Here is a 22,998-nt window from a genome sequence, read left to right as displayed (position 1 = left end):
AGCCCGCTCAAAGAAACTCCGTCATCCCATCAAACCCGTGCGACACGGGAATGGCGTGGCCGATGTCCTCCAGGATCTGCCGGGTGAGGCACAGCTTCCGGTCCAGGAACACGTCATCATGCATGGGGTCGTGATGCGTCACGATCCAGCGCTGCACCCGCGCCAGCTTCATCAGCGCACACGCGTTCGGTAGGGAGCAGTGGCCCCAGCCGATCCGGGACGGGTACTCGTCCGCCATGTATTGGGCCTCATGCAGCACCACGTCCACCCCATTGAGGAAGGAGACGATCTTTTCAAACGGTGCCACCTGGGGGTGATACCGGCTTAGGGCATGGGGCGCGCCCGTGTAACCCTGCAGGAACTCGTCATCCGGCATCCAAACGACGGACTGCTCGCCAGTCTCCACCTTGTAGCCCACCGTCGGCAGCGGGTGGTGGGAGAACTCCCAGGTCACCCGCGCATTGCCGATCTCCACCGGCTTGTCGCTGATGTGCTGGAAGCGCAAGTTGGACCGCATGTCCTCCATCTGCACGGGGAAGTAGTCGCGATCGAGCTGACCGCGGAAGAGCGCCTCCAGGTTTTTCCCAAAACCCGTGGAGCCGTACACCGTGATGTCGAAGCCCGGCAGATACGCCGGGGTGAAGAAGGGGAAACCCTGGATGTGGTCCCAATGCGTGTGGGTGATGAAGAGATGCAACTTCCGCGGCCCGCCCTCCAGAATGTGATTTCCCAGCTCCCGGATGCCGCTCCCGGCATCAAAGATGAGGAGGTCATTCCCCACCGCAAAAGACATGCAGGAGGTGTTCCCGCCGTAGCGCTGGAACCGATGCCCCACGGTGGGTGTGGACCCGCGCGTGCCCCACAGGGTGAAGTGCGTGCGCCGCGTGTCCAGCACCGGCTGGTAGCTGATCGGCACCGCTGAGGCTGGCAGCACCCCCGCTCCCGCCGCTCGCGCATCGGCCACCATTGTGCCGCCTAGGGCGGCGGAGACCTTCCGCACCAGATCCGCGGGGTTGAAGGGCTTGATCAGGTAGTCCAGCGCTCCCAGCTCCGCCGCCGCCTGGCGCTCGGTCTTGAAGTCCTTCGCACTGCACACGATCACGGGCAGGTCCTTCGTCTTCTCGTCCGCCCGCAGGATCTTCAGCGCCTCGATGCCGTTCATCTTGGGCATCATGATATCCAGCAAGATCAGGTCCGGCAGATCCTCCCGCACCTTCACGATGCACTCCTCGCCATCGGCGGCCAGATCCACATGAAAACCCGCCCCCTCCAGGGCGTAGCTCATGGCCAGCGCAATGATGTTGGCATCTTCAACCACGAGGATGCGCGCGGGTTTGGTACGTGCAGGGGGATTTTGGCTCACTGGGGTGAAACAAAGGCGGCTGTCGCGCGGGTGCAACTGCCAATGTGGGGTGCCCACCACCAAACGCGACTGTCACAAATGGATTGCAAGATCCACAGTGACTCGCTTGTTTGTCTGCCTGCGCTTATGCGCATATAGCCCGACAACACCCTCACTCCAACGCCATCCTCAACCCTTCCTTGATGAAAACACGCCTCCTGGCAGCCCTCTGCACCGCCCTGGCCGCCTCTCCCATGGCCTTCGCCACCCCCAGCGGCCTGAACAACATCCCCACCGCCGACGTCACCCCTCCCGGCGTGCTCGTCATCCAGAGCTTCACGAACTTCGGCAACGACAAGGACGCCGACCTCACCCTCGGCTTCAAGACCGGCCTGGACCTCTTCGGCCAGAAGTTCGAGTTCGGCGCGGACTCCCACATCCTCCCGGACAAGGGCGGCCCCGTGGTGCTCCAGGCGAAGTACAGCCTCCCCTTCGGTGAAGGCCTCCCCTCCCTCGGCATCGGCGTGGCGAACATCGCCATCACGGAAGACGACCGCGACCGCGCGGGCGATCCCTTCAGCTACCTCGTGCTCTCGCATGACTTCGGCGGCCTCTTCCGCGCCCACGCCGGCTACGGCTTCCAGACGGACAACAACAGCGTCCTGCTCGGTGTGGACAAGACCGTGAAGCTCTTCGAGCGCGACCTCACCCTGCGCAGCGACTTCACCCAGGTCCAGGACGAGTCCCAGTGGATGGGCAGTCTCGGCTTCCTCTACGCCGTGCATGAGAACGTCGTGCTCGAGTCCTGGGCCAGCCAGCCCTTCGACGATGGCGACACCATCTACACCGTGAAGCTGAACTTCGTCTTCAAGTTCTAGATCTCACGGAGCGATCCTCCCCTTTCCTCATCCGCAAACCTGTTCAGTCGACAAGTAACCTACCCATGAAACCCACTCTGTTCGCTGCCGCCGTGCTCGGCGTCACCACCCTCCTCGCCGGCATGGCCCAGGCCGAGATCGGCCTCATCAGCCCCGCCGACGCCAAGGCCCTCATCGAGAATCCGGATCCCGCCAAGCGCCCGATCGTGCTCGACACCCGCGGCGGCTACAAGGACTACTTCCGCGGCCACCTGCCCACCGCCCACCACATCAACTTCGACACCCTGCGCGGCACCGACCATGCCGTGCCCGTGCAGTACCTGCCCGAGGACCTGACCAAGGCCCTCCTCGTGCGCGCTGGTGCCGACAAGGACCGCCTCCACATCGTGTACGCCACCGGTGAGGCCCTCCCCAACGACGAAATCCTCAGCGCCACCATGGTGGTGCACGTGCTCGAGAAGGAAGGCATCCAGAACATCCGCATCCTCGACGGCGGCCTCCCCGCCTGGAAGGCAGCCGGGTTCAAGCCCACCCAGGAATACTTCGGCAACCCCGCCGGGAAACTCCCGGAGAAAGGCAACCCCGAAGTCGCCCTCACCGCAGATGAAGTGATCGCCAAAAAGGACAAAAAAGGCGTCATCCTCGTGGATGCCCGTCCCATCAACGAATACCTCGGCCAGGACGAAGTCTGGCTGCGCAAAGGCCACATCCCCGGCGCGGTGAGCTTCCACTGGGCCCGCCTCACCGAGAAGGACAACACCCACAAGTTCAAACCCTTCTCCGAAGTGAAGGCCGACCTCGAAGCCGCCGGCATCACCAAGGACAAGGAGATCATGTGCTACTGCGGCACCTCCCGCGAAGGCAGCCTCCTGCGCTTCTACCTCAAGCACGTGGCCGGCTACCCCAACGTCCGCCTCTATGAAGGCGCCTGGAAGGAATACGTCTGGCTCAAGGACAAGTCCCTCCCCGCCGAAACCGACGCCCCAAAAACCGCCGGCAAATAAGGCGCAGACCAGCGTCTGCCTCCGGTTTGGTTCAGCTCAGGAATCACACCCCAAAGCATGCCTTCGCAAGAGGGCATGCTTTTTTGTTTTGCGGGTTCAGGTTTAACCACAGAGACGCAGAGGGCACAGAGGTTTTAGGAAAGAATTGATTCGAGGCAAACGCGCCGTGGCTTCCGTTCTCCGACTCCCGGCAGACGAGTCCCGCCAAACCAAAACACCCCCTGGCATCCCTACAAGATCCGCAAACAGGGTTGGAGTACCGCGTTTACGCGGCTCACTCTACAAGCCGCCCACGACGTCTCCTCGCCCCCCTCCGAAGCTCATCCCTGAAAGGGATATCTACCACAGCCCAGCGGTTGGACGAGCCCTAAGCGAGTCAACCCTGGGTACCCGCACCCCATCAAGATCAGGTGGGGAAGCCGGCAAAAACGAACTGCCACCCCCGACTCACACGGAGACCCATCTCTCACATCACGCGGCCTCGCACCCCCTCACTTCGCCTCTCCCTCATTCCCCTCGTCTTCCTCCAACGTCAGCGAATCAAAATAGAACCTCGGCGGCCAGATGCTGATCACATGTCTCGGCTCAAACTCGATCACCTCACCAGTCCTGATAAGCTCAGTGTTTGACGCATCGTTGTCGAGCACCCCCTTGTAACCCAACGACGTGTACCCGGTGACGCGCACCCACAGACGCTCCACCTCAGGATCACGATTAACGGGAAAGCGAAACATCACCTTGCCCCATTCTCCCACCTCCAGGCGCTGACGATTCCATTCATCGGGCAACTCGAAGGTCGCCGCGTGTAGCTTCTGATGCTCCACCGCATCAACGACCTCATAACTGGGAACAAAATCCTCCATAACAGATGCGATACGCCACTTTCACGCCTCCCCATCACCTTGCCCCGGCCCACCTCCCGCACGTCATCGCCACACTGGCGCATCACCTCAAACCATCGACGCGCCATCCCGCATAACTCACCAGCATGCCCATCCATCCAGACCTCAATGCCCGGATCTCGGTTAACCGAGCCACGAAATCGCAGAAGCTGGGTCATGCCGCAGTCTCTTTGATCTCCCGATGTCATTTCCGCTCCGTCGATCAAAAGCCCGACCCCGGATTGAAGTGATCATTCACCCGCTTTGAGAGCACAAGATAAACCCCGATCGCGGCCGAGAACAGGACAGAGAAAAGCAGCCACAAACGGATGATGGAGAAAAAGCTCACGTTCAGATTCCCCAGCTGAGTCCATGAGGCAAACGTGATGATGGCCCCCACCCCACAACGAGCAGCCGTGATCCACCGCGCCCACCCCTGGCCAGAGATGAGAAACACGGCCAGCACCACGTTGACCACCAGACCCGCCACATTTCCAGCAAGGCCACGGGTGCCGACCAAGACGCCCCACAAGACAGCATTGAGCAGTGAGAAGCCGATGATCAACAGGGCGATGCGGGTGACGAGAGTTTTGCCGTCCATAGTGAGGTTCAGAGAGGTGGTTGGAATGAAGGAAGGATAAAATTCCACAGCAAACTAGCCCAGCTTCTGACCCACCACCAGATCTATGGCGGCCTACAGATCGAAAAAATCGCGATCTGATCATGCCGTCCACTCCAATTCGCCGCTCCCCTGTCATCTTCCTCCGTGTATGGAGGCCTCCTCAGTGCCAGTTCCCAGAACTCCGCAACCCAGCTCCAAACTCACGAGCGCACCCAGTCACGGACATCTCCCACTCCCCCTTACAATTGCCTTCAAAGCCCCCGTCCCGGAGGGACGCTGGACTATAGCCGGTGGTGACAACCACCGGACCACACCGCCCCCCCTCCCACGCGTCCCGGAGGGACGCCGGATCGGCTTCACTCCACGCTCTCCAAGCCTTCGCCCGATCCTCGCTAAAAACACCTGGCACCGCTCGAAGCTCATCCCTCATCGGGAAGTTGGCTTGTCGACTTTGACGATCTGATGGTGGCCCCGCCCGGATTGCCCGATGCCGGAGGCATCAAAGCCATTAGCCGGACGGTTGAAGGAGCGTAGCGACTGATACCTCCGGAAGTTCAGATTCAGTATTGCATCCCGGAGCGGATGCCAGCGACGTCGCCTCCGGCATCCAACTTCCCTGGAACACTGTTCCGATTTTAATCGGTTATTGACGCTGAAAGGGATATCTACCACAGCCCAGTGGTTGGACGAGCCTAAGCGAGTCAACCCTGGGTGCATCGCCACACGATCCATCAGGTGTGGAAGCCGACCACGCTCCCTCTCCACCTTAAGACACTCACCGGAACCCATCATCTCCCAGCTCCGCTCATTCACAGCAGTGCCACCAATACCCAGAATCACAACTGCTCCAAACAATCCTCTTCAAGCCGAAGGTCATTCATGAAACCACCAAACCGTTCATCAACCTCCGGGCTCACGTCAACAACGCACAGCCCTCGTTCTTCGACCTCTTTAACCAAGTAGATTCTCCCCAAGCAGAATTCGAAGATGCGGCGGCTTTCCTCAGGAAGCTCAGCCACCCAATCCGGCATCTTCACAAACCTGACTCTGTTGCCTGCTTGAATCATTGGAACGAAACTAACTTGAGAGCATTCACTATCCGCGACACGCCCTCAGGCATTCACGTTCCTCCAGAGGGCTTCGAATCGCTTCTTGACTCCGGGTTTCGAAAATTTGTCCTCCACAATCGTCTTCGCGACCTCCGTCCTGCCCTCCAGCAGCGACGCAGCTACGACATAGACATAATAGTGCTGTTGAAGCAACCCCCGCGAATCTCCGGCCTCATATTGGCTCACAATGCCTCTCGGTGTCGAGTAATCCTCGAGAAATGTCAGACCGTGCTCGATGAATTTGCTAAGGATTCCTTTTGTAGCGTCTCTCACTTGGGAAAAATTAGCGAGATAGCATTCCGGCATGTGCGGCTTCGTCACCAACGTAAGGCGCTGGTTTTGGATCACGTCTGGGGCATTCGCGAGAAGCCAAGGATCTTCCGTCAATTGAAGGGCGAGTTCCGAGATTCGAGCATTGGCCGTTCGGAGGGCAGGAGTCAGATGCGCTATAGCCCCAACCGCGTAACTTGGATTACTTGCGAACTCGAAGGCAAACTGACATTTCATTCCGCCCTCTTGCCGCGAATAGACCAGTCCTTTGGGTGGTCGGTGATAACCGAGTGCCGTAAGGGGGGAATCCATTTCGTCCTCCAATGCACGAATCAACGCAGCTTTGATCTCGGGTTGCTTCATATGCCAAACTGCCTGACGGTTCAAACCGGCGCAAGCTTTGGATTCAGTGGTTGCACGTGCCGAACGCTACCTGGTCACCAAGTCCTCCAAATTCCCCGGTCACGTTGCTCACGGCGTCGTCGGACTCTGCGCCACAAAGATTCGCTTCTCCGCATCCCACACACAGATCTGCTCAAACCTCCGCGAAGGCAACGCTCTCCCCTCAAGATCCTGAATCGCCACTGTACCCGTCAAAGAGACAACATCCGACGACTTATCCGCCGCACGACGGTACTCCACCTGCAAGTGGTCGCCCTCGAAGCGGGCCTCTCCATTCTCTGGCACGCCAAACGCCTCCGGCACCGACCAGAAGCGCCCCCGCACCGTCGTATCCAGCATCAGTCGCAACTTTCGCCCCTCCACCTCCCAGATTCGCAATGAGCCGTTGCCCATATGGGTGCTCTCGATCACCTCCAATACGGGCTTTGCGATCCGCTCCAGCCGAACCCAGCGGAATCGCACCACATAGTGCCCGCGATACTCTTCGTAGTCCTCCGGAAAGACGTACTCCCAGGGAATGGCGTCTCCTTTGCGGTGAAACACTTGCAACCGTCCCCACCACTGAGGCTCCCTCTCACTGTAAGCCGCCACAATCTGCGGTTCATCCGGGCACGGGGAGAACGTCACCCTAGGGGTGCCATCCATCACGGATGCGATCGTCTTCGGAACGTCATCGGACTTCGGCTCCGTCGCAAAGGCGGTGACGGCCACTAGGCATGCGAGAAGCCATGTAATCTGAGTGACTTGTTTGCTCATGAGGGCCCGCACGGTGTTTCAGCAAGAGTCATGCACCTGACAATTCGATCAACTCTAACCTGCATCAAACTTCCAGCCACCCTGGGTCGTAGGGCCATCCGAACTTGCGGTATTACCACCTTTAGGAGCAATGCGAGACACGTGGAGCGCATGCCCTACAGACTGAAACAGACATCGGGCGAAGACAAATATGCACAGGCACTTTCCCCCACCTGCCACTCCTCCTTACCATTGCCTTCGAAGTCCCCGTCCCGGAGGGACGCCTGGACTGTAGCCGGTGGAGACAACCACCGGATCATCCTCCTCCACCGCCCTCGCGTCCCGGAGGGTCGCCGGATCGGCTTCAAGCCATCACCAGCTTCCACCCCGCCTTCACTCAAACCTAAACACTAGCTTTTCTCCATCCTTCATCTCTTTGGTTTGATTCCCGATGTCACCGGTAAATCGCAAATACTCATACAGGCCGCGGCGGCGAATGTTGTTCACAGAATACTTCCCACCAAGCACTGCTGGCACAACAAGTCCAAAGCACTCTCCAACTGCCGGCTCGCCTTAAGCCCCCACCAATTCCTCCACCAGGGCCGCCATCTGCCAGTCAGACTTCTGTTCAGGATCGGCAAAGGCGGCCTCAAGCTCGTCGTCATCGGCAGCAAACCTCACCGCCGACAGTTCTTCCGGACATACCCGCCAATAGCATCTGTTCACGCTCCGCAGCAGGACATTCCCCATGGAACTCACTGCCAGGACCGCATCCATCTTCAGCAACACCCATCGCCATTCCGCATCCAGCGCTTCAAGAACTTTGGGTGCGTCGAACTGCATATCTTTTTGGATGCGATGTTCTCCCCATACCTTACCGCGTCTCACTTTCAACCCACTATCATCCTGGAACAGGGGCAGGTCACCATTGTCCAATGCAAAGAGGATGTCAGACGCTCCATCTGGCAGCGCAATAAGCGAGCCCCTCCCCGTCCCGGAGGGACGCTGGACTGTAGCCGGTGGTGACAACCACCGGATCACACCATCCCACCGCCCTCGCGTCCCGGAGGGACGCCGGATCGGCACCACTCCACCACTCCACCACTCCACTTCTCCATCACTCCGTCCCCTCCTCCCGCTCAACGCCTCTCCACCAGCCCCAGAAGCTCCGCTGGCTCCGCCACGCACGCCGCGGCACCCGCCGCCTGCAGCTCCTCCCGCGTCCCATAGCCCCACAACACACCCAACCCCCTCACCCCATTGTGGCTCGCGCCCCTCATGTCGTACTCGCGATCCCCAATCATCACCGCCTCCTCAGGGCGGATGGCCTCCCGCTCCAGGATGTACGCAATCAGCTCGATCTTCTCCGTCCGTGTGCCATCCAGCTCGCTGCCATCCACCGTGTGGAAATACTTGTTTAACCCAAAGTGATCCACGATCCGCCGGGCAAAGACCGTCGGCTTGGAAGTGGCCACCCGGATGACGTGCCCCCTCTGCTGCAACGCCTCAAGCGTCTCCACAATGCCGGCATACACCGCGTTTTCAAACAGCCCGATCGTCCCGAACCGCTCGCGGTACTTCCCCAGTGCCTCCTCCGCCAGATGCTCCTTCTCCGGGCCCAGCAGCGTGGCGAAGCTCTTCTTCAGCGGCGGCCCGATGCACCATCCCAGGTTCTCGGCAGGAGGTGGCACCACCTCCAGACTAGCCAGCGCATGCTGAATACTCCGGGTGATCCCCGGAAAGGGATCCGTGAGGGTTCCGTCGAGATCGAAGAGGAGGTGCATAGGGGAACAGGTGGCGGATGCCAAGGGCAAACTTTACTGACTCATCACCGGATCCGCCCGGATTGCAACCGACGACAAAGCTCCCATGGGCCCTGTTTATTTGAGCCTCTTGTCGGCGAGAATATACTGAGTTAGCCCCCTCTGGCGCAATTCTGTCTCCATTTGCTGGAGCAGTTCGAGTCTCGCTTTCATCGGACTTGGCAATGGCGGCCCCATGCCTAGGCGTACGCCAGTAGGCTTGTGCTCAATCAGCATGAAATCTCCTCCCTCGGCCCTCCCAAGGGTGATCTCGACTTCTTCTGGTTTCAACATCAAGCGCCGATACGGATCGTTGCACAATCTGGATCCCTACACAAAACAAGACCAGCCTTCGTTTCCCACTTACTTCCTGAACTCCTCATTCACCAGTTCGTTTGGTTCCGCTCCACTCCAGTGAGCTCCAATTCCACTCGCACAGGTGATGACCTCCGGCATTCGCCCATCACCATGGCCCAGCTCCAACTGGGGCAGCGCAGAGAAATCAACATGGATACGACGCTGAATCTGTTCAAACGACTGACCGCCGAGATGACGCGCCGCATCCTTGAAGTAAGGCTGCAGATGCGACCAGCCAGCCGGCATGGTTCCCCTGTCTTTTCTGTAAGCAATGATCAACTCAGCTGTCGCCCATTGAGCATCACAATCCGGCACCGTCTGATGGACGTGGTCATAAATTACAACGGCCAGGCACGCTGCTCCGCATAGCAGCGCAAACAAGCACCAAGCCAGAATCTTTTCCCATCGCTTCATGGCATCCCTAATACAAGAGGACTGTGTCTTCCGCCTGAATGCGGACATCGCCTTCCCCAGTCATCACCATCCTCTTCAAGTCGAGTGGTATCTCAGCGGATCCCCGAATCACCTTCCCTTTGCGGATGTAAGACGACTGATATCCGCCGGCAGCCATGATCGCTCCAGCCGCCGTCATGCCATCCCGCCATGCGACGACCTTGGTGATCCTATGCTTCCCATCGGGCTCGACAGAGCGTGCGTACTCGAAGACTACTTTGACGCCAACCGTCCCTTTTGTGGTGTCACTACGCAGGGCAAGAAGCATGCCGCACGCAAAGATCCCGACCAGGGCCCACCGGCTCCACCAGCCTGCCAGATCATTGCGTGAAACTGCTTTCACCTTCATCGGTCAGTCGCTGAGTGAATGGACGCTCCCTATTCTGCCGGTCGAGCCCCGCCGCATCAAGCTCCAAATCGTTGCCTGATGGAGCGAGAGAAGGCGGGGACAACCACCGGATGAACGCATGAATGAATGTCTGCCACCTCATGGCGTCCCCGTTGGCCCGCCTACCCAGGCCTCAGGGGATGTAGCTCGCGGCGAAATACCAGAGGCCGTTCGACTGATATGCCCCAGCAGACCACCGCACTATTGTCGTCGTATCCTTGGGATCTTTGCTGCCGAAGGTGAAGACAATCAGCTTCTCAGGCGTCACGTTCCATCGGATGCCCGAGAGCAGAGCATTCCGCATTTCTTCGGAGAGGTCCTTCTTGTCCTCCCGCCGCTGGGCTTCGTATTCGGTAAAAGACAGCACTTGTGTCCCGGTGTGTTTAAGATGGTCCGGCACGCCGCGCCACTTTTCGAATGTGATCCTTGCCTTCTGGGCGGCATCGGGCGGCACGCCGTCGAGATTGAGATGAGCGAGAATCGCACCGGACTCACCGTGCAACACAAACCTCTCAGCAAGGGACTGAACCTCATCAAGCTGGGCGATCCCCTCCGGGCCCGGGGTTGGCTTTGAGCAGGCGCCCATCAGCGCCAGTAGCAAGATCAGAGCGAAGTACTTTGGCATAGTGAGCTAACGTTGGACCGTTTTCACAAACATCAATTACCAAAGCTTGTATCGTTGCCTCCCGCATCTTGCTGGTTTTTGGGTTGCCTCACCTCGTAAAGACCGTAGTGATAGGTTGCCTTTCGTTCGTCATTGAGAATCTCAGTCAGCCCTACGTAGTACGGCGGTCGATCCTCCGTCACAAAGAGAAACGGAGAGGAAACGAGGGACCCGTTCACCCAGGAGAACGCGAGTTGCTTGCGGTCCAAGCCCGTCTCAATCTGGAGTCGCAATCGTTCGGGCGGGATGCTCATTCCTGAAGGGTTGCTCACTCGGAACCGCAAGTGGCGCTCCATCTTGTCACGTTGGTTGTTTACGTAGTCTCCAAAAGCAATTCGCTCGTAGAAGCGCCATTCGGTGAGACGTGGCGGATTCTTGTCGGGTTGCGCATTATGGGAAGAGACGAACGAAGTGAGGTGGGCACTTCTGACTTTCGTGAAGCGGCCGTCCAGGGAAAAGTCGGCCACCACCTCGAGCAAGGCCGGATCCAACGAGCGCATTTGCTCCATCGGGATGATCGCCAGCGGTGCTGGAGGCGCATGGCGAAACTCCCCCCTTGAAGTAAGCAGTGACCAGAGGCCAATGGTACAACCGAGCATGATGACCAAGCCAGGAATGATGCACCGCTTAAGGTTCATTGTATAGACCTCGCAGGAGATGCAGACGCATCAATCGCCACTGTGAATGACTCAAGCACCCGTTGCGACATCACACGTTGGAGCATTGCCGCCTCCGCCGCAAATACCAAACAACACCCGCAACCAGAGGGATGGTCAGCCCGATGCTGATCACCCCAGTCACCGCGGGCCGTTCGAGCCCACTCAGAGTCCAGAACAGCTCAAGGTACTCGAAGTAGCGGGAAAACTCCGGACCATTGACTCCGACGAACGCCACCGTCCAGGAGACAAAGTAGCACCCGACCAAGATGACGAGACCGATAGAAACATTCTTCATGGCGTAGCTAATCGTGTTGTCATCCTTCAGCCATTTGTTCCCGGCGAGCGTGCCGGGTTCACTTCGGCATCCTGTGACAAGGCCATCGCCAGACTGATCAAGATGCCCGTTTCCTCCAACGCCTCCCGTCCAGCCAGCTCACCAAAACGCCGCCAGCCAAACCCATCCTCCGGTGATCTCGGAATGACATGGAAATGCGCATGAGGCACTTCTTGATGGGCCGCTTCTCCATCGGCCGCAGAAAGCGTCACTCCCTCACATCCCGGCAAGGCGGCCTTGAGCGCCCGTCCCACCCGCCGCACCAGATCAAACACCTGCGCCCCCTCCAGATCCGTGAGCCCGGTGAACGAAGCCACATGACGCCGCGGCACCACCAGGACGTGCCCCGGATTGACCGGACGAATGTCCAGAAAGGCAACCGCCAGATCATTCTCCGCCACGCGCACGGAGGGGATTTGCTGGGATAGGATCTGGCAGAAGATACAGGCACTCATAATGCAGCCGCCCTGTAGAAAGAGCACTCCACAAGACTGGGGAAACTTTGACGTTTGGTCAATGTACAAGTGAATCGATCAGCGCCATTGAGCGGGCACCGTACTATAGCGATCATCTCTCGTCGGCATACCAGGAGCAAAACTTAATCTAGCCCCGCAACTCCGCTGCATCGTCCCGGAGCGGCATCGGAACGTAGCCGGTGGTGACAACCACCGGAACGACCCGACGCAATGTAACCGGGCAAGAACACAGCCTATCTCCAACGCACCTCACCGATCCACCGTCCCATCCGGGACGGAAGCAATCTCATCTCCCCTCACCCGGTGGTTCCCGGCCTGCGGACAGGCCTTCACCACCGGCTACAGTCCGGCGTCCCTCCGGGACACTTCGCATGCCTGGCTCCGACACCCCTCGCCGCCTTGGACTGTCATGACGGTTCCGCGGGTTGTTCGCAAATACGAACAGCATTGTCCGCGATCTTCCACTTACCCCTTCACGTGCCCACAACTCTCCCCCGCACTATCTGGACCAGCCGCGCCATGCCTGCAGCGGGCGCACAAAGCGGGACAACTACGATGGAGGTCAACACCAACCCCCTCAGCACATCTCCCGCGGAACTCCCCCTGACAAACACTCCGTACCCACTTGCGGCCACGATCCAAACGACAAAAGACACGATGGGAGCCAACAAGACCCCCAGATGGGCGCTGTGTGATTCCGGCTTCCCGATCAAGCCCAAGCCTCCCCCGATCACATGCACACCGACCAACATCGCCACCACAAGCCACCCCCCAGAAGAGGCCGTGTCGGGTGTCGATGAGATCATCCGAAACACGAATAGCACAGGCAACCATGTGATAGCGATAAGGAACGCACTAGGAAAATACCTCGCCAATCCGTTCTTCATCGCAGTGTCAGGGAGTTTGAAGATTGAAGTTTGAAGTTTGAAGCTTTGGGTCTTCACCCCTTCTTCACCTCATACCGCATCTCCACCATGCTCGCCCCCATCTGGCGCACCGCCGTGAGACGCAGCACCGGGCTCAACACGGTACGAGGAAAAAGCGGCTTGCCCTTGCCAAGGGTCACCGAACCCACCTGCAGGATCAGCTCGTCCAGTAGCCCCGCATCATAGAACTGCCCCGCCAGATCGCCGCCGCCCACCACCCAGAGATTCTTGCCACCGGCAGCCGTTTTCATCTCCTCATGCACCGGGCGCACATCCCCTTGCACAAAGCGGATGTCCGCCCCTGCAATCCCGGGCAACTCCCGGCTCGTGAAAACCCACGTCGGCTGAGTATACGGCCACGCCGAGCCCACCTCGGCCACGACCTTCTCCTCGTTACGCAGCATCCACTCATACGTGGTGGAGCCCATGGCCAGCGCCCCCACCTCCGCAATGAACGCCGGATAGCTGGACTCATTCAGCTCTCCCAAGGGAAACAGCCATTCAAGGGAGTTGTCTTCCGTGGCAATGAAGCCATCAAGACTGGTCGCGGTATAATACTGGGTTTTCATGGAGGCCATCCTGTACTGCCCAGCCGTCAGGGATCAAGTATCAGATCGTACGTCATCGCTCATACACTCAACCCGCCATCAATCCGCTCGGCATAGATTCCGTCCGACAAGAGCAACCTCCGGTGAAGCATCTCGCCGCCAGTCATCACTCCATCGCTGATGCTATCCCAAACTTCGAAGTTGATCATCACGCCCTCAGGCATCGATGGGTGCTCTGCCATAAGCCAGTTCCAAAGGCTCTGCCAGTCCATCGCGCGGTTCTGCAAAAGAATGCTCAATCCACGATCCCCGAAGAACTCAATAGCGGTACAGAAGTCCCATCCATTCACCCACTTCTGGCACAACTGCTCATGGATCCGCTGCTCAGTTTCCACCTCTATTCCAACAGTCGACGGAGTCGTAGGGTATTCATGCTGGTAGCGTTGGGCCACTTCCACCCACTCCTCGGCAGAGACGAATTGCAGCGTGAACCTATTCTCGATGGCCATCGCTGTATTGTCCACGCCCGATCTCATCTCGTCAATGAGGTGCCAACTGCCGATAAAACACCGTCGTGCTGCACAACCCTCCCTGGGGCCAGAGCGCGTATTCCGGGATGACGCCACAACGTTCCCAACCGTGGCTGGCATAGAGACGTTCTGCATCGCTGCCGGTGACCGTATCCAACACCAGCAAGGTCCGGTCAGCCTGGCGAGCCTCTTCTTCAATCGCCCGCAAGAGCGCACTGCCCACACCGCGACGACGCGCAACACGGTGCACCTGCATCTTGGCCACGTCCGCCCGATGCGGCTGATTGTCCGGCATGGTCAGAACCAACTGCACAGTGCCTAAAATCATCCCGGAGACCGTGTCCTCCGCCACCAGTACGATGCGCTCGCCTCGCGCCGCGCCCGCCATCACCTCCTCCCAAAATTGCAGCACCCTGGATCGAGACAGCGGCAGCATGAACCCGATGGAAGCTCCGCCTTCCACACAATCGAGCGTCAGGTCAGCCAGGGCCTCGATGGTTTTGCCGTCTGCTGCGGCCCGGCGAATGGTGAATGACTCGGGGCTCTTCATTGGATTCATTGGAATAGGCAATGATCGGGATTTGATCAATGGATGGCATCCCCTCGTTAATCGCCATCACAACTCGCTGACGGCACCAACTCACGAGCTAAAGCTCTGCACTACTTTAAGCTTCCATCAGAAGCAATGTAGTCCAGAGCTTCAGCTCGTCAGTCGCACGTCTCCTGCAAGCCTTCCGCCACAGGTGACACCATCCAAATCCGAGCATGACTCTTTAGGGGTTAAATCGAACAACCTCCATCGTCCACGAAGACTCACAATACGTCAACAGAGTGCCCCTTGGATCTACGCCCTCGTCCCGGAGGGACGTCGGAATGTAGCCGGTGGTGACAACCACCGGATCACCGCCCCTCACGCTATTGCGTCCCGGAGGGACGCCGGAACTACGGCGCCCCCCTCGGAGGGGGACATGGTATCAACCCCGCGCATCCTCAGTCAATTCAGGCAGTTGATGCACCAATTGCCTCAATCGCTTGTCCAAAACTCCCTGCTGAGCCAGCCTTCTCAGCTCTGAAAGCTGAAAGCCCGCCCGCCGAATCTGCTCAGACCGGCGTTGCCCCACGTGCGGAGGCTCAAGATAATCAGGATGTGAAGGCGGCAGGGCGCTCCGTTTCATCCATTCCTCAACACGAAGCCGGTCCTCCTCATACCCACTCGTCCAGAAGGCGCACCCGTCTCGGGCACACAGTTCCAGCATCTTCGCAATTCCCTCAACGATCTGGAGGTGCACTTCATTCTCGGACTCACCTTTGGTGTCTCTTCCTCCAATGGATTGAACCACCTGGTCACGGTTCAAGAGCATCACCCGGAGCACCTCTTGGGCGCAGACATAAAAAATCCCAGGGTCCTCACTGTCGATCCAACCCACGTGATCAATGCGACACTGGAGATGCCAGATGTGCTGATATCCCACAAACTCATCCCATCCCGTCGCCGGGCCATCTGTAAAGTCATTGAGCAACCTGCCCAGGGGAACCAGATGCCACTGAGCCGACCATTTAGGAAGCTCCGTCCCATTGAAATAAAACGGATACGGGAGGTTGTGATCGGGAGTCGCTCATACATCTAGAGACCCATCACGCTTTTCATAGACGCAAGCTTCGCTGAAACGAGCAGCCTTTTCTATTTCGGTCGATCGTCGCAGGCATATCACAAGGGCATTGGAACATAATCCTATGTTGTTCGACACGACAACAACAAAGCCATAGAGTTCATCAACCCGCCAACCTTCCGCCGTCCCATCCGGGACGGAAACAATTCCTCTCACGTTGATCCGGTGGTTCCCGGCCTGATGACAGGCCTCCACCACCGGCTACCTTCCACGGTCCCTCCGGGACCCATTCCTTGGCCACCACGCGCCGATCTTCCACGGCTCGCACACAAGCAGCCGGTCACAGACGTCGCAAAATCACACCCGCGACAATCACCTGATGACGCTGCACACCTCCGTCCCGGAGGGACGCCGGATGGTAGCCGGTGGTGACAGCCACCGGATTGATCAATCCCCCTCACCCTCGCGTCCCGGAGGGAAGCCGGAATGGAGACTGCTCCAGAGTGTCCGCGATTACCCGTCGCCGTGTCATCCAGAATACAATCTTAAGACCCCAACTTCACTTTACCGCCCTCTCCAACCTTTGGCTTGCTCTTCAAATAAAGCTCTCTTTCGTAGTTTTTGGTCCAGTTAAGGGTTCCGTTGTTAAGTTCAAAGCCGAAGAACTGTCCGTCAACAACGATCACCTCTCCAATCCTGGAGACGATCGCCCCTTTGAACTGAACTTCCGTCCCGTGAACGGAGTTGTGCATGGTTCCGTCAGCACGCCAGCCATCACTACTGCCTTCACGTTCGGTCGCATGTCGAAACTTGAGCTTCACGGTTGCCGCCTCATCCGTGCAGGAGGCATTGAAGGTGTACTCCCCTTCCAAGGATCGAAGTTCAGCCTCCGTGATCTTGAGCTCCTCACCGCCCCACGCGAGCCGCAGGCAGCCAAACAGAATACCAGCGAGCAACCAATGAGTTTTCATCTTTAGAGCAGTGTACACCCAACTTGCCACTTTCCTCAAGCATCGACCATGACGCAGTTGGCCAGCCTTCCGCCGCCCCATCCGGGACGGAAACAATTCCTCTCACGTTGATCCGGTGGTTCCCGGCCTGATGACAGGCCTCCACCACCGGATTGATCAATCCCCCTCGCCCTCGCGTCCCGGAGGGACGCCGGACCGCCTCATCGCGCCCCACGTCCACTTTGCCCCATCGCCCTTCATACCACGCCTCTTCGCTCCCCCGCTGCCAAGAGCCGGGACGGCTCTTCTACCTTTCCTCCGCCACTCCGCCACTCCGCCACTCCACCACTCCACCACTCCACCACTCCACCACTCACCGCTCACCGAATGCCACTCCATTGAAAAACCCCTTCCATTACCCGCGCTTATTGCCGATACTGCACGGACATCCGCATCCTCTTGGTTGCGACCTACCGCTCACTGGCATCCCCCTCTGGTTCCCATGAACAACGCCATCCTGCTGTCCGTCCGTCTGGTCTTGCTCCTCGCCCTGTTCCTTGCCGTCCCCGCCTGCCAGACCAAGCCGGTCTGGAAGCCGCAGCACCGCCCCGACTACAAGCAGCGGCTCACCCGGGGCTGCATCTTCTACATGGATGGCGCCGGTGGCGGCACCGACAAATCCAACTACGCCGCTGGCGTGGTGGCCGGCATGCTGGATGCCGGGTACACCGGTGCCGGGGAACTCGTCACTTGGGAGACGGGCAAGGGCCTCATCGCAGACCAGGATGCCAGCGTGGAGTACAAGCGGGCCAAAGCCGCCCAGGCTGCCGCCAGCATCCTGAAGTACAAGACGAAGTACCCGAATGCTCCCGTGGGCATTCTGGGCTTCTCCGCAGGCACGGCGGAGGCGGTCTTTGCCCTGGAGGCCCTGCCGGAGTCCGTCCAGGTGGACCACGTCGTGCTACTCGGGGCCTCCATCAGTCGGGACTATGACATGACCCAGGCTCTCAAGCGCGTGAAGCGGCTCACCATCATCACCTCCACGCATGACCGCATGCTCAAGATCCTCATGCCTCTCTCCGGCACCGCGGACCGGAAGTTCCACGACCCCGGTGCGGGCATCAAAGGGTTCGTGCTGCCAACTGGGGCCTCCCCGGCCACCCGTCGCCTCTACGCAGAGAAGATTGTCACCATCCACTACACCAAGGAATTCCGGAAGGACGAGGACAAGGGCCACCACTTCGACAACGTGAAGGAGGACTTCATCCGGGACCACGTGGCGCCGATCTTCACAGGGCATCCCGCGCCCCAGCCCCCGGCTCAGAGCACCTCCACACCAACACCCCGCGCTTGAGCGCTCCGTCTCCCTTCCACTCCGCTCCCACCCCACCCCGCCTCACCACACGCACTTGCTCATGCAGACTCGCCTTCACCTCGTCGGCCTCCTGCTGGCCCTGCCCTTGCTGAGCTCCTGCTCCCTACTGGGCCTCCGTCAGCAGGTGGAGACCCTGGAGTCCCGCGGCGGCATTGCCGTCGAGGTCACGAACCTGCCCAAGGACGCCCGCCACTCCACCTACGCTCTCGCGTGGCGCATGGAGAACGGTCTGCGCAAGGACTCCGCCGGCTTCCAGAAGGTGCGCCCGGATGGCATCGCCGCCTTCAATCTAAGCCTCGATAGCACCTACCGCGTCGGCGCTTTTACGGACGAGAACGACAACCGCCACTATGATGCGGGCGAGCCGCTGGACTTCATCAAAGATGTCCAGCCTCTCTCCCTGAGCGATCCAAAGGCACGGGTGAAAATCTGGAAGCTCACCCTGCATCGCGAGCACAACCTGCCGCCCGGTACCGTCATCGAGATGCCCGTGGAAAACAAAGCGCTCGGCGGCATCACGCAGGTCGCCCTGGGGGACGTGGCCTCTCTCGATGAGCCGCGCTTCGCCCCGGAGGTGGGCGGCAGCGGCCTCTGGCGTCCACTCGACTTTCTCAGCACCAACACCCTCGGACTCTACTTCACCGAGCCCTACGATCCCCACCGCATCCCCGTGGTGTTTGTGTACGGCATCGGCGGCAGCCCGCAGGACTTTCGTTATTTCATCGATCACTTCGACCGCAAACGATACCAGTTCTGGTTTTACCACTACCCCAGCGGCATGCGGCTGGACCGCGTCTCCAGTGTGCTCGCCACCGGCCTGCGGGGGCTCCGCCAGCGCCACCAATTTCCCGTCTGCTATGTGGTGGCCCACAGCATGGGCGGGCTGGTCTCCCGCACGGCCATCACCGAGGCGGTCAAGGATGAGGGAGTCAACTTCATCCCCAAGTTCGTCAGCATCTCCACCCCATGGGGCGGGCATCAGGCGGCCGAGTCTGGCATCCGTCACTTGAAGAAGCCCGTGCCCTCCTGGCTGGATGTCCGGCCCGGCAGTGATTACCTCCTGCACATCTACGCCACGCCGCTGCCGAAGGGGACCGTCCACCACCTAGTCTATGGCTCGATCAAAGGCGGCCCCTTCTACCTGCGCGGTGAGAACGACGGGGTCGTCACCGTCGTCAGCGAGACCGACCTCCGCATCAAGCAAAGCACCGGCTCCTTCCGCCACCTGCTGCACGAGCACACCGAAATCCTCCGCGAGCAGGAGACGCTGGATTGGGTGATGACCTTGTTGAAAAAGTAGTGTATGCTGATCGAGACTCCAGCCAATCCGCTGCCCCCGCCAAACCCAACCCACTGAAGTCATGCCCACCCTGACCAATAGCTACGACAACTGCCAGCTCCTGAACGTTGGTGATGGCCCGCAGGGTCGCGGCCCGTTCCTCATCCGGCAGCAGGGCTCCGCCCCCGGCAGCACGACGCTGGATCAGATGCGCTACTTCCTGCGCAAGGACGGCACCTGGGTCCTGGGCCTGGCGGTTTACATCCTTTCCGATGCCGAGCAGGAGAAGAACTTCCTCTATCCCACCAGCGCGGACGCCACCAATCTGCTCAGCTCCCTGACGGGTGATCCCGTGGTGGATGACACCCTGCCACCCGACAAGTCCGCAGAGGAACTGATGCGAGCCGCGGAGAAGACCATCACCGGCCTGTGGGGCCATCTGAACCGGATGGAATCCTAGCCAACAACAGGACCTCAAGGGAGGCCAGCGCGGGTTCTAGAAACAACCTATTTGCTCCTTGCTTCCGTTACAGCGAGCCCGGCTCCGGCCGGGCCTGAAAGAAATTTTGCAACCATTTCGCAGTACGGGTTTTCAACTCGTGCATGAAGACACCACGCATCGTCTCGCTTCTCGCCGCCCTCAGTTTCACCACCGCCGCCTTCGCGGAGGGCCCTGGCCCCGGTGGGGATCAACCACCCGGACCACCGCCCGCACCCCGGGGCAATGAAGGGCCCCATGGCCGAGCCGAGCAGGGCCCCGGCCCCCGTCGCGACCACGACTTCCGTCGTGGCCCTCAGCAAGGCGCCGGTGACTCCGCGGAAAAACGCGAGCACATTGAAGAAGCCCTGAAGCACCTCCGTGCCGCAGGCCTTGGCCACCTGGCAGAGCGCATCCAGCAGTCGCTCAAGAACAATCCGCAAGGTGCCGGCCCGCAGGACCAGCAGAACCGCCGCGACTTCCGCCGCGGCCCGCGCAACAACGATCGCCGCCGTGAAGGCCCCTGGCAGTCCAATGCCGGCCCGCGTCAGTTCCGCCATCCCCACCTTCCTTATGGCCCCGGCTTCGGCTCCGGATTCGGCGCAGGCCGCGGTGGCCAACCCGGCCCCTTCGCCCGCCCCAACTTCCAGGCCCGCGGTGAGCGCCGCCACCCAGGGTTCGCGCCTCAACAACAACCCAAACAACAGGGTTCAGGTGACAACGACCTCCGCAATGAGGTGCAGCAGCTCAAGCGCGCCGTGGAAGAACTGCGCCGCTCCTTGAACACCCGCGGTGATCGTGACGGCCGCGCTGACGGTCCCGGCCCCGACCGCCAACGTCGCCCGGAGTTTGACCGCAAGGACGAGCCGCGCCGTGAACAGTCCCGTGACAATGATCGTCGCGATGACGGCCCCCGTGCTGACGGCCCCCGCCACGATGGACCTCGTGCCGACAGCCCCCGCAGTGACGACCGCCGCCACGACGGCCCGCCCCAGTTTGCCCCCCGCGCCGATGGCCCCCGCAATGAAGGACCACGTGCTGATGGCCCTCGCAACGACGGCCCCCGCCAAGACGGACCTCGCGGTGACAGCCCCCGTCGTGAAGGCCCCGGCCCCGATGGTCCTCGTCAAGACGGACCCCGCAATGACGGCCCTCCCGGCGAGCGCCTTTGATTCAGACATTCAGGACTGAGAAATAACTTCCTCCCTCCACCAGACCCAAGGTCGACCAGCCGCGAACCGCGCGCGAGTCCACCTTGGGTTTTTCATTTCCTGGATGCGGTTCGATGTCTCATGCAAACACCTCTACCCTGACCCACCGGTCTTTGATCCCCCACCACCCAGCATCTCTGTGGATGTCGACGTGAGGAGAACAGACCAACCGCGCGCGTTTTTGAGATAGCCGCCAAGGAACAACCTTGAGGTGCCCGCATCAGACCGAAGTTGATCCCAGTATGGGATCTGTAGCACAGCCCAAGGTTGGACGAGCCCTAAGCGAGTCAACCTTGGGGGCCTCCGCAGAGGATGCTCAGGTGGGAAAGCCGAAAGTATCCGCTATCTCCCCACCGCAATCAACGCCTCCACGTCAGACGGATGTGATGTCGCACGAATGTTTGATTGCACTTCACAATGCCACACGCTGACTGACGTTCCCGGCAAGATGCCGGAAACAGCACGCAGGATGCGTGCGCTCCCCAAGCTTCCCTGCAACAACGCTCCGCGGTCATTGGGGACCGCGCGCTTCCAGCGTGCCACCTTCTGCATCTTGCAGAAGGTTCAGGCCCGCCGCACCCGACACTCCCTTCTCTCCGGGTACTCCCTCCTCACCCATCCCCTCAGGTCTTGCGTCTTGTGTCTTCTAGTCTTGTGTCTACCGACTCATCTCCCCATCAATCGCCCGCAACAACGACTCCGGCCCCGGCACATCCAGGTCCAGAGACCAGATCATCACCCCCGCCAGATGCTTCTCCAGCGCCAGACGCGTCTTGGCCTGGATCGTGGGAATGCCGTTGTACCAGATCGTGCTGCCCACTTGATCCTTCGTCGCCGCATCGGGGTACTGCGAAAGAATCGTCGCATACGGATAGTCCCGCTTCTTGAAGGCCTCGCCAAATCCGTAGCCGTAGAACGGCACACCCAGCACGGCCTTGGCCGGCGGCAGCCCGCGCTTCAGCCAGTAGTCCACACTCTCTTTGGCGAACTCCAATGACGAATGTTGCCCCGGCCGGTCCGGCGACCAGTAGCCTGCGCCGTCATAGGCCATGATGTGGATGTAGTCCATCTGCCCCAGCACGGCATCCGGTACCCGGTCGCCGCCATACCCTTTGGAGAGCGCCGCGGTCAGCAGGTACCCCTTGGCCTTCATAAGCGGTGTGAGCACTGCGATGAAAGGACCATAATCCTCCGTGATAGACGGCCCCTCGATGTCCACGTCCAGACCATCGAACCCGTGGCGCTCCACATACGCCACCAGGCGCTGCGCAAAGGCCTCTCGCTGCCCGGCCCCCAGGAGGCGGGCATACCGCCCCTTCAGCACCTTGTCCCCGGAGGCCGATCCACCACCGATGGACACGCACACCTTCACGCCATGGCGTTTGGCCTCCCGCAGCAGCACCGCATTCGCCTCACTATAGGACAACTCACCCCCATCATTCACCGGATTTTCAAACGCCACATTCAGATGCGTCACCCGCTCATACGGGATCTGGGTGGCGAAATTCTTCAAGTCGATCCAGTTCGGCACATAGGCCACCACCATCTTCCGTTCCGCGCCAGACACCGAGCCCACCATCACCGTCAACGTCAGCGCAACAGTCAACGCCACCAGCATGCCGTGGAAAAGGGAGCGCGCTCTGGAGGTGCGAATTCGGGTGTGCAACATCTCTCCAGCATGAGGGAGGGTTCAGGCATCGGCAAGACTCCACCGC

At 59.9% G+C, this 22,998-nt stretch carries 26 protein-coding genes; 7 read left to right on the top strand and 19 right to left on the bottom strand.

The genetic code is table 11. The annotated features are described in order from the left end of the window. Positions 1 to 7: 7 nt before the first annotated feature. On the bottom strand, positions 8 to 1,363 hold the full coding sequence (locus tag BV106_RS10695; RefSeq protein ID WP_265595538.1) for a response regulator: 1,356 nt from the start codon (positions 1,361 to 1,363) through the stop codon (positions 8 to 10). 182 nt (positions 1,364 to 1,545) lie between these two features. Here BV106_RS10695 and BV106_RS10690 point away from each other — a divergent pair, with 182 nt between their 5' ends. Beyond that, positions 1,546 to 2,220, top strand: coding sequence for a hypothetical protein (locus tag BV106_RS10690; RefSeq protein WP_038164302.1), 675 nt, complete (start codon positions 1,546 to 1,548; stop codon positions 2,218 to 2,220). Between the two features lie 65 nt (positions 2,221 to 2,285). Continuing rightward, positions 2,286 to 3,224 (top strand): rhodanese-like domain-containing protein, encoded by a 939-nt coding sequence (locus tag BV106_RS10685; protein ID WP_038164300.1) that lies wholly within the window; start codon positions 2,286 to 2,288, stop codon positions 3,222 to 3,224. A 491-nt stretch (positions 3,225 to 3,715) separates the two neighbouring features. Here the strand turns inward: BV106_RS10685 and BV106_RS35405 are convergent, their stop codons facing one another. From BV106_RS35405 to BV106_RS10615, 13 genes are all read right to left on the bottom strand, one after another. After that, the gene (locus BV106_RS35405) at positions 3,716 to 4,087 is read right to left on the bottom strand and encodes a hypothetical protein (RefSeq protein WP_051945622.1); all 372 of its coding nucleotides are present in this window, start codon (positions 4,085 to 4,087) and stop codon (positions 3,716 to 3,718) included. A 241-nt stretch (positions 4,088 to 4,328) separates the two neighbouring features. Beyond that, a complete protein-coding gene (locus BV106_RS10675; protein WP_265595537.1) occupies positions 4,329 to 4,706 on the bottom strand; it encodes a hypothetical protein in 378 nt (125 codons plus the stop codon). Positions 4,707 to 5,563: 857 nt separating this feature from the next. Continuing rightward, positions 5,564 to 5,794: a hypothetical protein gene (locus tag BV106_RS10670; RefSeq protein WP_038164297.1), complete on the bottom strand. Its 231-nt coding sequence runs from the start codon at positions 5,792 to 5,794 to the stop codon at positions 5,564 to 5,566. 45 nt (positions 5,795 to 5,839) lie between these two features. Continuing rightward, positions 5,840 to 6,469 (bottom strand): hypothetical protein, encoded by a 630-nt coding sequence (locus tag BV106_RS10665; RefSeq protein ID WP_038164295.1) that lies wholly within the window; start codon positions 6,467 to 6,469, stop codon positions 5,840 to 5,842. Positions 6,470 to 6,577: 108 nt separating this feature from the next. Next, a complete protein-coding gene (locus tag BV106_RS10660; protein WP_038164293.1) occupies positions 6,578 to 7,264 on the bottom strand; it encodes a hypothetical protein in 687 nt (228 codons plus the stop codon). Positions 7,265 to 7,816: 552 nt separating this feature from the next. Then, complete coding sequence (locus tag BV106_RS10655; RefSeq protein ID WP_265595536.1) at positions 7,817 to 8,086, bottom strand: hypothetical protein; 270 nt, start codon at positions 8,084 to 8,086, stop codon at positions 7,817 to 7,819. 296 nt (positions 8,087 to 8,382) lie between these two features. Further along, positions 8,383 to 9,027 carry an HAD hydrolase-like protein gene (locus tag BV106_RS10650; RefSeq protein WP_038164289.1) on the bottom strand — a complete coding sequence of 215 codons (645 nt, stop codon included), beginning with the start codon at positions 9,025 to 9,027 and terminating at the stop codon, positions 8,383 to 8,385. 381 nt (positions 9,028 to 9,408) lie between these two features. Further along, a complete protein-coding gene (locus BV106_RS38300; RefSeq protein WP_265595535.1) occupies positions 9,409 to 9,816 on the bottom strand; it encodes a hypothetical protein in 408 nt (135 codons plus the stop codon). Between the two features lie 7 nt (positions 9,817 to 9,823). Then, complete coding sequence (locus BV106_RS10635; protein WP_038164283.1) at positions 9,824 to 10,204, bottom strand: hypothetical protein; 381 nt, start codon at positions 10,202 to 10,204, stop codon at positions 9,824 to 9,826. 172 nt (positions 10,205 to 10,376) lie between these two features. Next, positions 10,377 to 10,868 carry a hypothetical protein gene (locus BV106_RS10630; protein WP_038164281.1) on the bottom strand — a complete coding sequence of 164 codons (492 nt, stop codon included), beginning with the start codon at positions 10,866 to 10,868 and terminating at the stop codon, positions 10,377 to 10,379. 32 nt (positions 10,869 to 10,900) lie between these two features. Beyond that, complete coding sequence (locus BV106_RS10625; protein ID WP_265595534.1) at positions 10,901 to 11,506, bottom strand: hypothetical protein; 606 nt, start codon at positions 11,504 to 11,506, stop codon at positions 10,901 to 10,903. Positions 11,507 to 11,615: 109 nt separating this feature from the next. Then, positions 11,616 to 11,861: a hypothetical protein gene (locus BV106_RS10620; RefSeq protein ID WP_038164278.1), complete on the bottom strand. Its 246-nt coding sequence runs from the start codon at positions 11,859 to 11,861 to the stop codon at positions 11,616 to 11,618. A gap of 26 nt (positions 11,862 to 11,887) precedes the next feature. Then, positions 11,888 to 12,355 (bottom strand): HIT family protein, encoded by a 468-nt coding sequence (locus BV106_RS10615; protein WP_051945620.1) that lies wholly within the window; start codon positions 12,353 to 12,355, stop codon positions 11,888 to 11,890. A gap of 540 nt (positions 12,356 to 12,895) precedes the next feature. Between BV106_RS10615 and BV106_RS38295 the strand changes: the two genes are divergently transcribed. Continuing rightward, positions 12,896 to 13,297 carry a hypothetical protein gene (locus BV106_RS38295; protein WP_265595533.1) on the top strand — a complete coding sequence of 134 codons (402 nt, stop codon included), beginning with the start codon at positions 12,896 to 12,898 and terminating at the stop codon, positions 13,295 to 13,297. 19 nt (positions 13,298 to 13,316) lie between these two features. On the opposite strand, the gene BV106_RS10605 is transcribed toward BV106_RS38295, so the two are convergent. The 4 genes from BV106_RS10605 to BV106_RS10585 all read right to left on the bottom strand — a co-directional run bounded on the left by BV106_RS10605 (position 13,317) and on the right by BV106_RS10585 (position 16,961). Beyond that, positions 13,317 to 13,871 carry a dihydrofolate reductase family protein gene (locus tag BV106_RS10605; RefSeq protein ID WP_038164377.1) on the bottom strand — a complete coding sequence of 185 codons (555 nt, stop codon included), beginning with the start codon at positions 13,869 to 13,871 and terminating at the stop codon, positions 13,317 to 13,319. 59 nt (positions 13,872 to 13,930) lie between these two features. Next, entirely contained in the window at positions 13,931 to 14,374 is a 444-nt protein-coding gene (locus BV106_RS10600; protein ID WP_265595532.1) for a hypothetical protein, read from the bottom strand. 16 nt (positions 14,375 to 14,390) lie between these two features. After that, a complete protein-coding gene (locus BV106_RS10595; RefSeq protein ID WP_038164275.1) occupies positions 14,391 to 14,930 on the bottom strand; it encodes a GNAT family N-acetyltransferase in 540 nt (179 codons plus the stop codon). Positions 14,931 to 16,535: 1,605 nt separating this feature from the next. After that, positions 16,536 to 16,961, bottom strand: a complete 426-nt coding sequence (locus BV106_RS10585) for a hypothetical protein (protein WP_038164270.1) — start codon at positions 16,959 to 16,961, stop codon at positions 16,536 to 16,538. Between the two features lie 481 nt (positions 16,962 to 17,442). Here BV106_RS10585 and BV106_RS10580 point away from each other — a divergent pair, with 481 nt between their 5' ends. The 4 genes from BV106_RS10580 (at position 17,443) to BV106_RS38290 (ending at position 21,244) form a co-directional block, all read left to right on the top strand. Further along, positions 17,443 to 18,294 (top strand): hypothetical protein, encoded by an 852-nt coding sequence (locus BV106_RS10580; RefSeq protein WP_038164268.1) that lies wholly within the window; start codon positions 17,443 to 17,445, stop codon positions 18,292 to 18,294. 61 nt (positions 18,295 to 18,355) lie between these two features. Continuing rightward, complete coding sequence (locus BV106_RS10575) at positions 18,356 to 19,615, top strand: hypothetical protein (RefSeq protein WP_038164266.1); 1,260 nt, start codon at positions 18,356 to 18,358, stop codon at positions 19,613 to 19,615. 61 nt (positions 19,616 to 19,676) lie between these two features. Continuing rightward, positions 19,677 to 20,054 carry a hypothetical protein gene (locus BV106_RS10570; protein ID WP_038164264.1) on the top strand — a complete coding sequence of 126 codons (378 nt, stop codon included), beginning with the start codon at positions 19,677 to 19,679 and terminating at the stop codon, positions 20,052 to 20,054. 143 nt (positions 20,055 to 20,197) lie between these two features. Further along, entirely contained in the window at positions 20,198 to 21,244 is a 1,047-nt protein-coding gene (locus BV106_RS38290) for a hypothetical protein (protein WP_265595531.1), read from the top strand. A gap of 697 nt (positions 21,245 to 21,941) precedes the next feature. Here the strand turns inward: BV106_RS38290 and BV106_RS10555 are convergent. After that, a complete protein-coding gene (locus BV106_RS10555; protein ID WP_081891651.1) occupies positions 21,942 to 22,952 on the bottom strand; it encodes a glycosyl hydrolase family 18 protein in 1,011 nt (336 codons plus the stop codon). Positions 22,953 to 22,998 lie beyond the last annotated feature (46 nt).

Origin of the sequence: Verrucomicrobium sp. BvORR106 (assembly GCF_000739655.1) — a bacterium.
In the GTDB taxonomy this organism is placed as follows: Bacteria; Verrucomicrobiota; Verrucomicrobiia; order Verrucomicrobiales; family Verrucomicrobiaceae; genus Verrucomicrobium.
The sequence above is the reverse complement of the archived record's forward strand: the minus strand, read 5'-3'. Positions and strand labels throughout refer to the sequence as shown.

Coding starts and splice junctions, on each gene's coding strand:
- BV106_RS10585 (WP_038164270.1), bottom strand. CDS start 16,961: ATGAAAACTCATTGGTTGCTCGCTGGTATTCTGTTTGGCTGCCTGCGG.
- BV106_RS10635 (WP_038164283.1), bottom strand. CDS start 10,204: ATGAAGGTGAAAGCAGTTTCACGCAATGATCTGGCAGGCTGGTGGAGC.
- BV106_RS10650 (WP_038164289.1), bottom strand. CDS start 9,027: ATGCACCTCCTCTTCGATCTCGACGGAACCCTCACGGATCCCTTTCCG.
- BV106_RS10570 (WP_038164264.1), top strand. CDS start 19,677: ATGCCCACCCTGACCAATAGCTACGACAACTGCCAGCTCCTGAACGTT.
- BV106_RS35405 (WP_051945622.1), bottom strand. CDS start 4,087: ATGGAGGATTTTGTTCCCAGTTATGAGGTCGTTGATGCGGTGGAGCAT.
- BV106_RS10660 (WP_038164293.1), bottom strand. CDS start 7,264: ATGAGCAAACAAGTCACTCAGATTACATGGCTTCTCGCATGCCTAGTG.
- BV106_RS38295 (WP_265595533.1), top strand. CDS start 12,896: ATGCCTGCAGCGGGCGCACAAAGCGGGACAACTACGATGGAGGTCAAC.
- BV106_RS10685 (WP_038164300.1), top strand. CDS start 2,286: ATGAAACCCACTCTGTTCGCTGCCGCCGTGCTCGGCGTCACCACCCTC.
- BV106_RS10690 (WP_038164302.1), top strand. CDS start 1,546: ATGAAAACACGCCTCCTGGCAGCCCTCTGCACCGCCCTGGCCGCCTCT.
- BV106_RS10670 (WP_038164297.1), bottom strand. CDS start 5,794: ATGATTCAAGCAGGCAACAGAGTCAGGTTTGTGAAGATGCCGGATTGG.
- BV106_RS10555 (WP_081891651.1), bottom strand. CDS start 22,952: ATGTTGCACACCCGAATTCGCACCTCCAGAGCGCGCTCCCTTTTCCAC.
- BV106_RS10620 (WP_038164278.1), bottom strand. CDS start 11,861: ATGAAGAATGTTTCTATCGGTCTCGTCATCTTGGTCGGGTGCTACTTT.
- BV106_RS10625 (WP_265595534.1), bottom strand. CDS start 11,506: ATGCTCGGTTGTACCATTGGCCTCTGGTCACTGCTTACTTCAAGGGGG.
- BV106_RS10665 (WP_038164295.1), bottom strand. CDS start 6,469: ATGAAGCAACCCGAGATCAAAGCTGCGTTGATTCGTGCATTGGAGGAC.
- BV106_RS10615 (WP_051945620.1), bottom strand. CDS start 12,355: ATGAGTGCCTGTATCTTCTGCCAGATCCTATCCCAGCAAATCCCCTCC.
- BV106_RS10655 (WP_265595536.1), bottom strand. CDS start 8,086: ATGCAGTTCGACGCACCCAAAGTTCTTGAAGCGCTGGATGCGGAATGG.
- BV106_RS10630 (WP_038164281.1), bottom strand. CDS start 10,868: ATGCCAAAGTACTTCGCTCTGATCTTGCTACTGGCGCTGATGGGCGCC.
- BV106_RS10605 (WP_038164377.1), bottom strand. CDS start 13,871: ATGAAAACCCAGTATTATACCGCGACCAGTCTTGATGGCTTCATTGCC.
- BV106_RS10575 (WP_038164266.1), top strand. CDS start 18,356: ATGCAGACTCGCCTTCACCTCGTCGGCCTCCTGCTGGCCCTGCCCTTG.
- BV106_RS10580 (WP_038164268.1), top strand. CDS start 17,443: ATGAACAACGCCATCCTGCTGTCCGTCCGTCTGGTCTTGCTCCTCGCC.
- BV106_RS38290 (WP_265595531.1), top strand. CDS start 20,198: ATGAAGACACCACGCATCGTCTCGCTTCTCGCCGCCCTCAGTTTCACC.
- BV106_RS38300 (WP_265595535.1), bottom strand. CDS start 9,816: ATGAAGCGATGGGAAAAGATTCTGGCTTGGTGCTTGTTTGCGCTGCTA.
- BV106_RS10595 (WP_038164275.1), bottom strand. CDS start 14,930: ATGAAGAGCCCCGAGTCATTCACCATTCGCCGGGCCGCAGCAGACGGC.
- BV106_RS10675 (WP_265595537.1), bottom strand. CDS start 4,706: ATGGACGGCAAAACTCTCGTCACCCGCATCGCCCTGTTGATCATCGGC.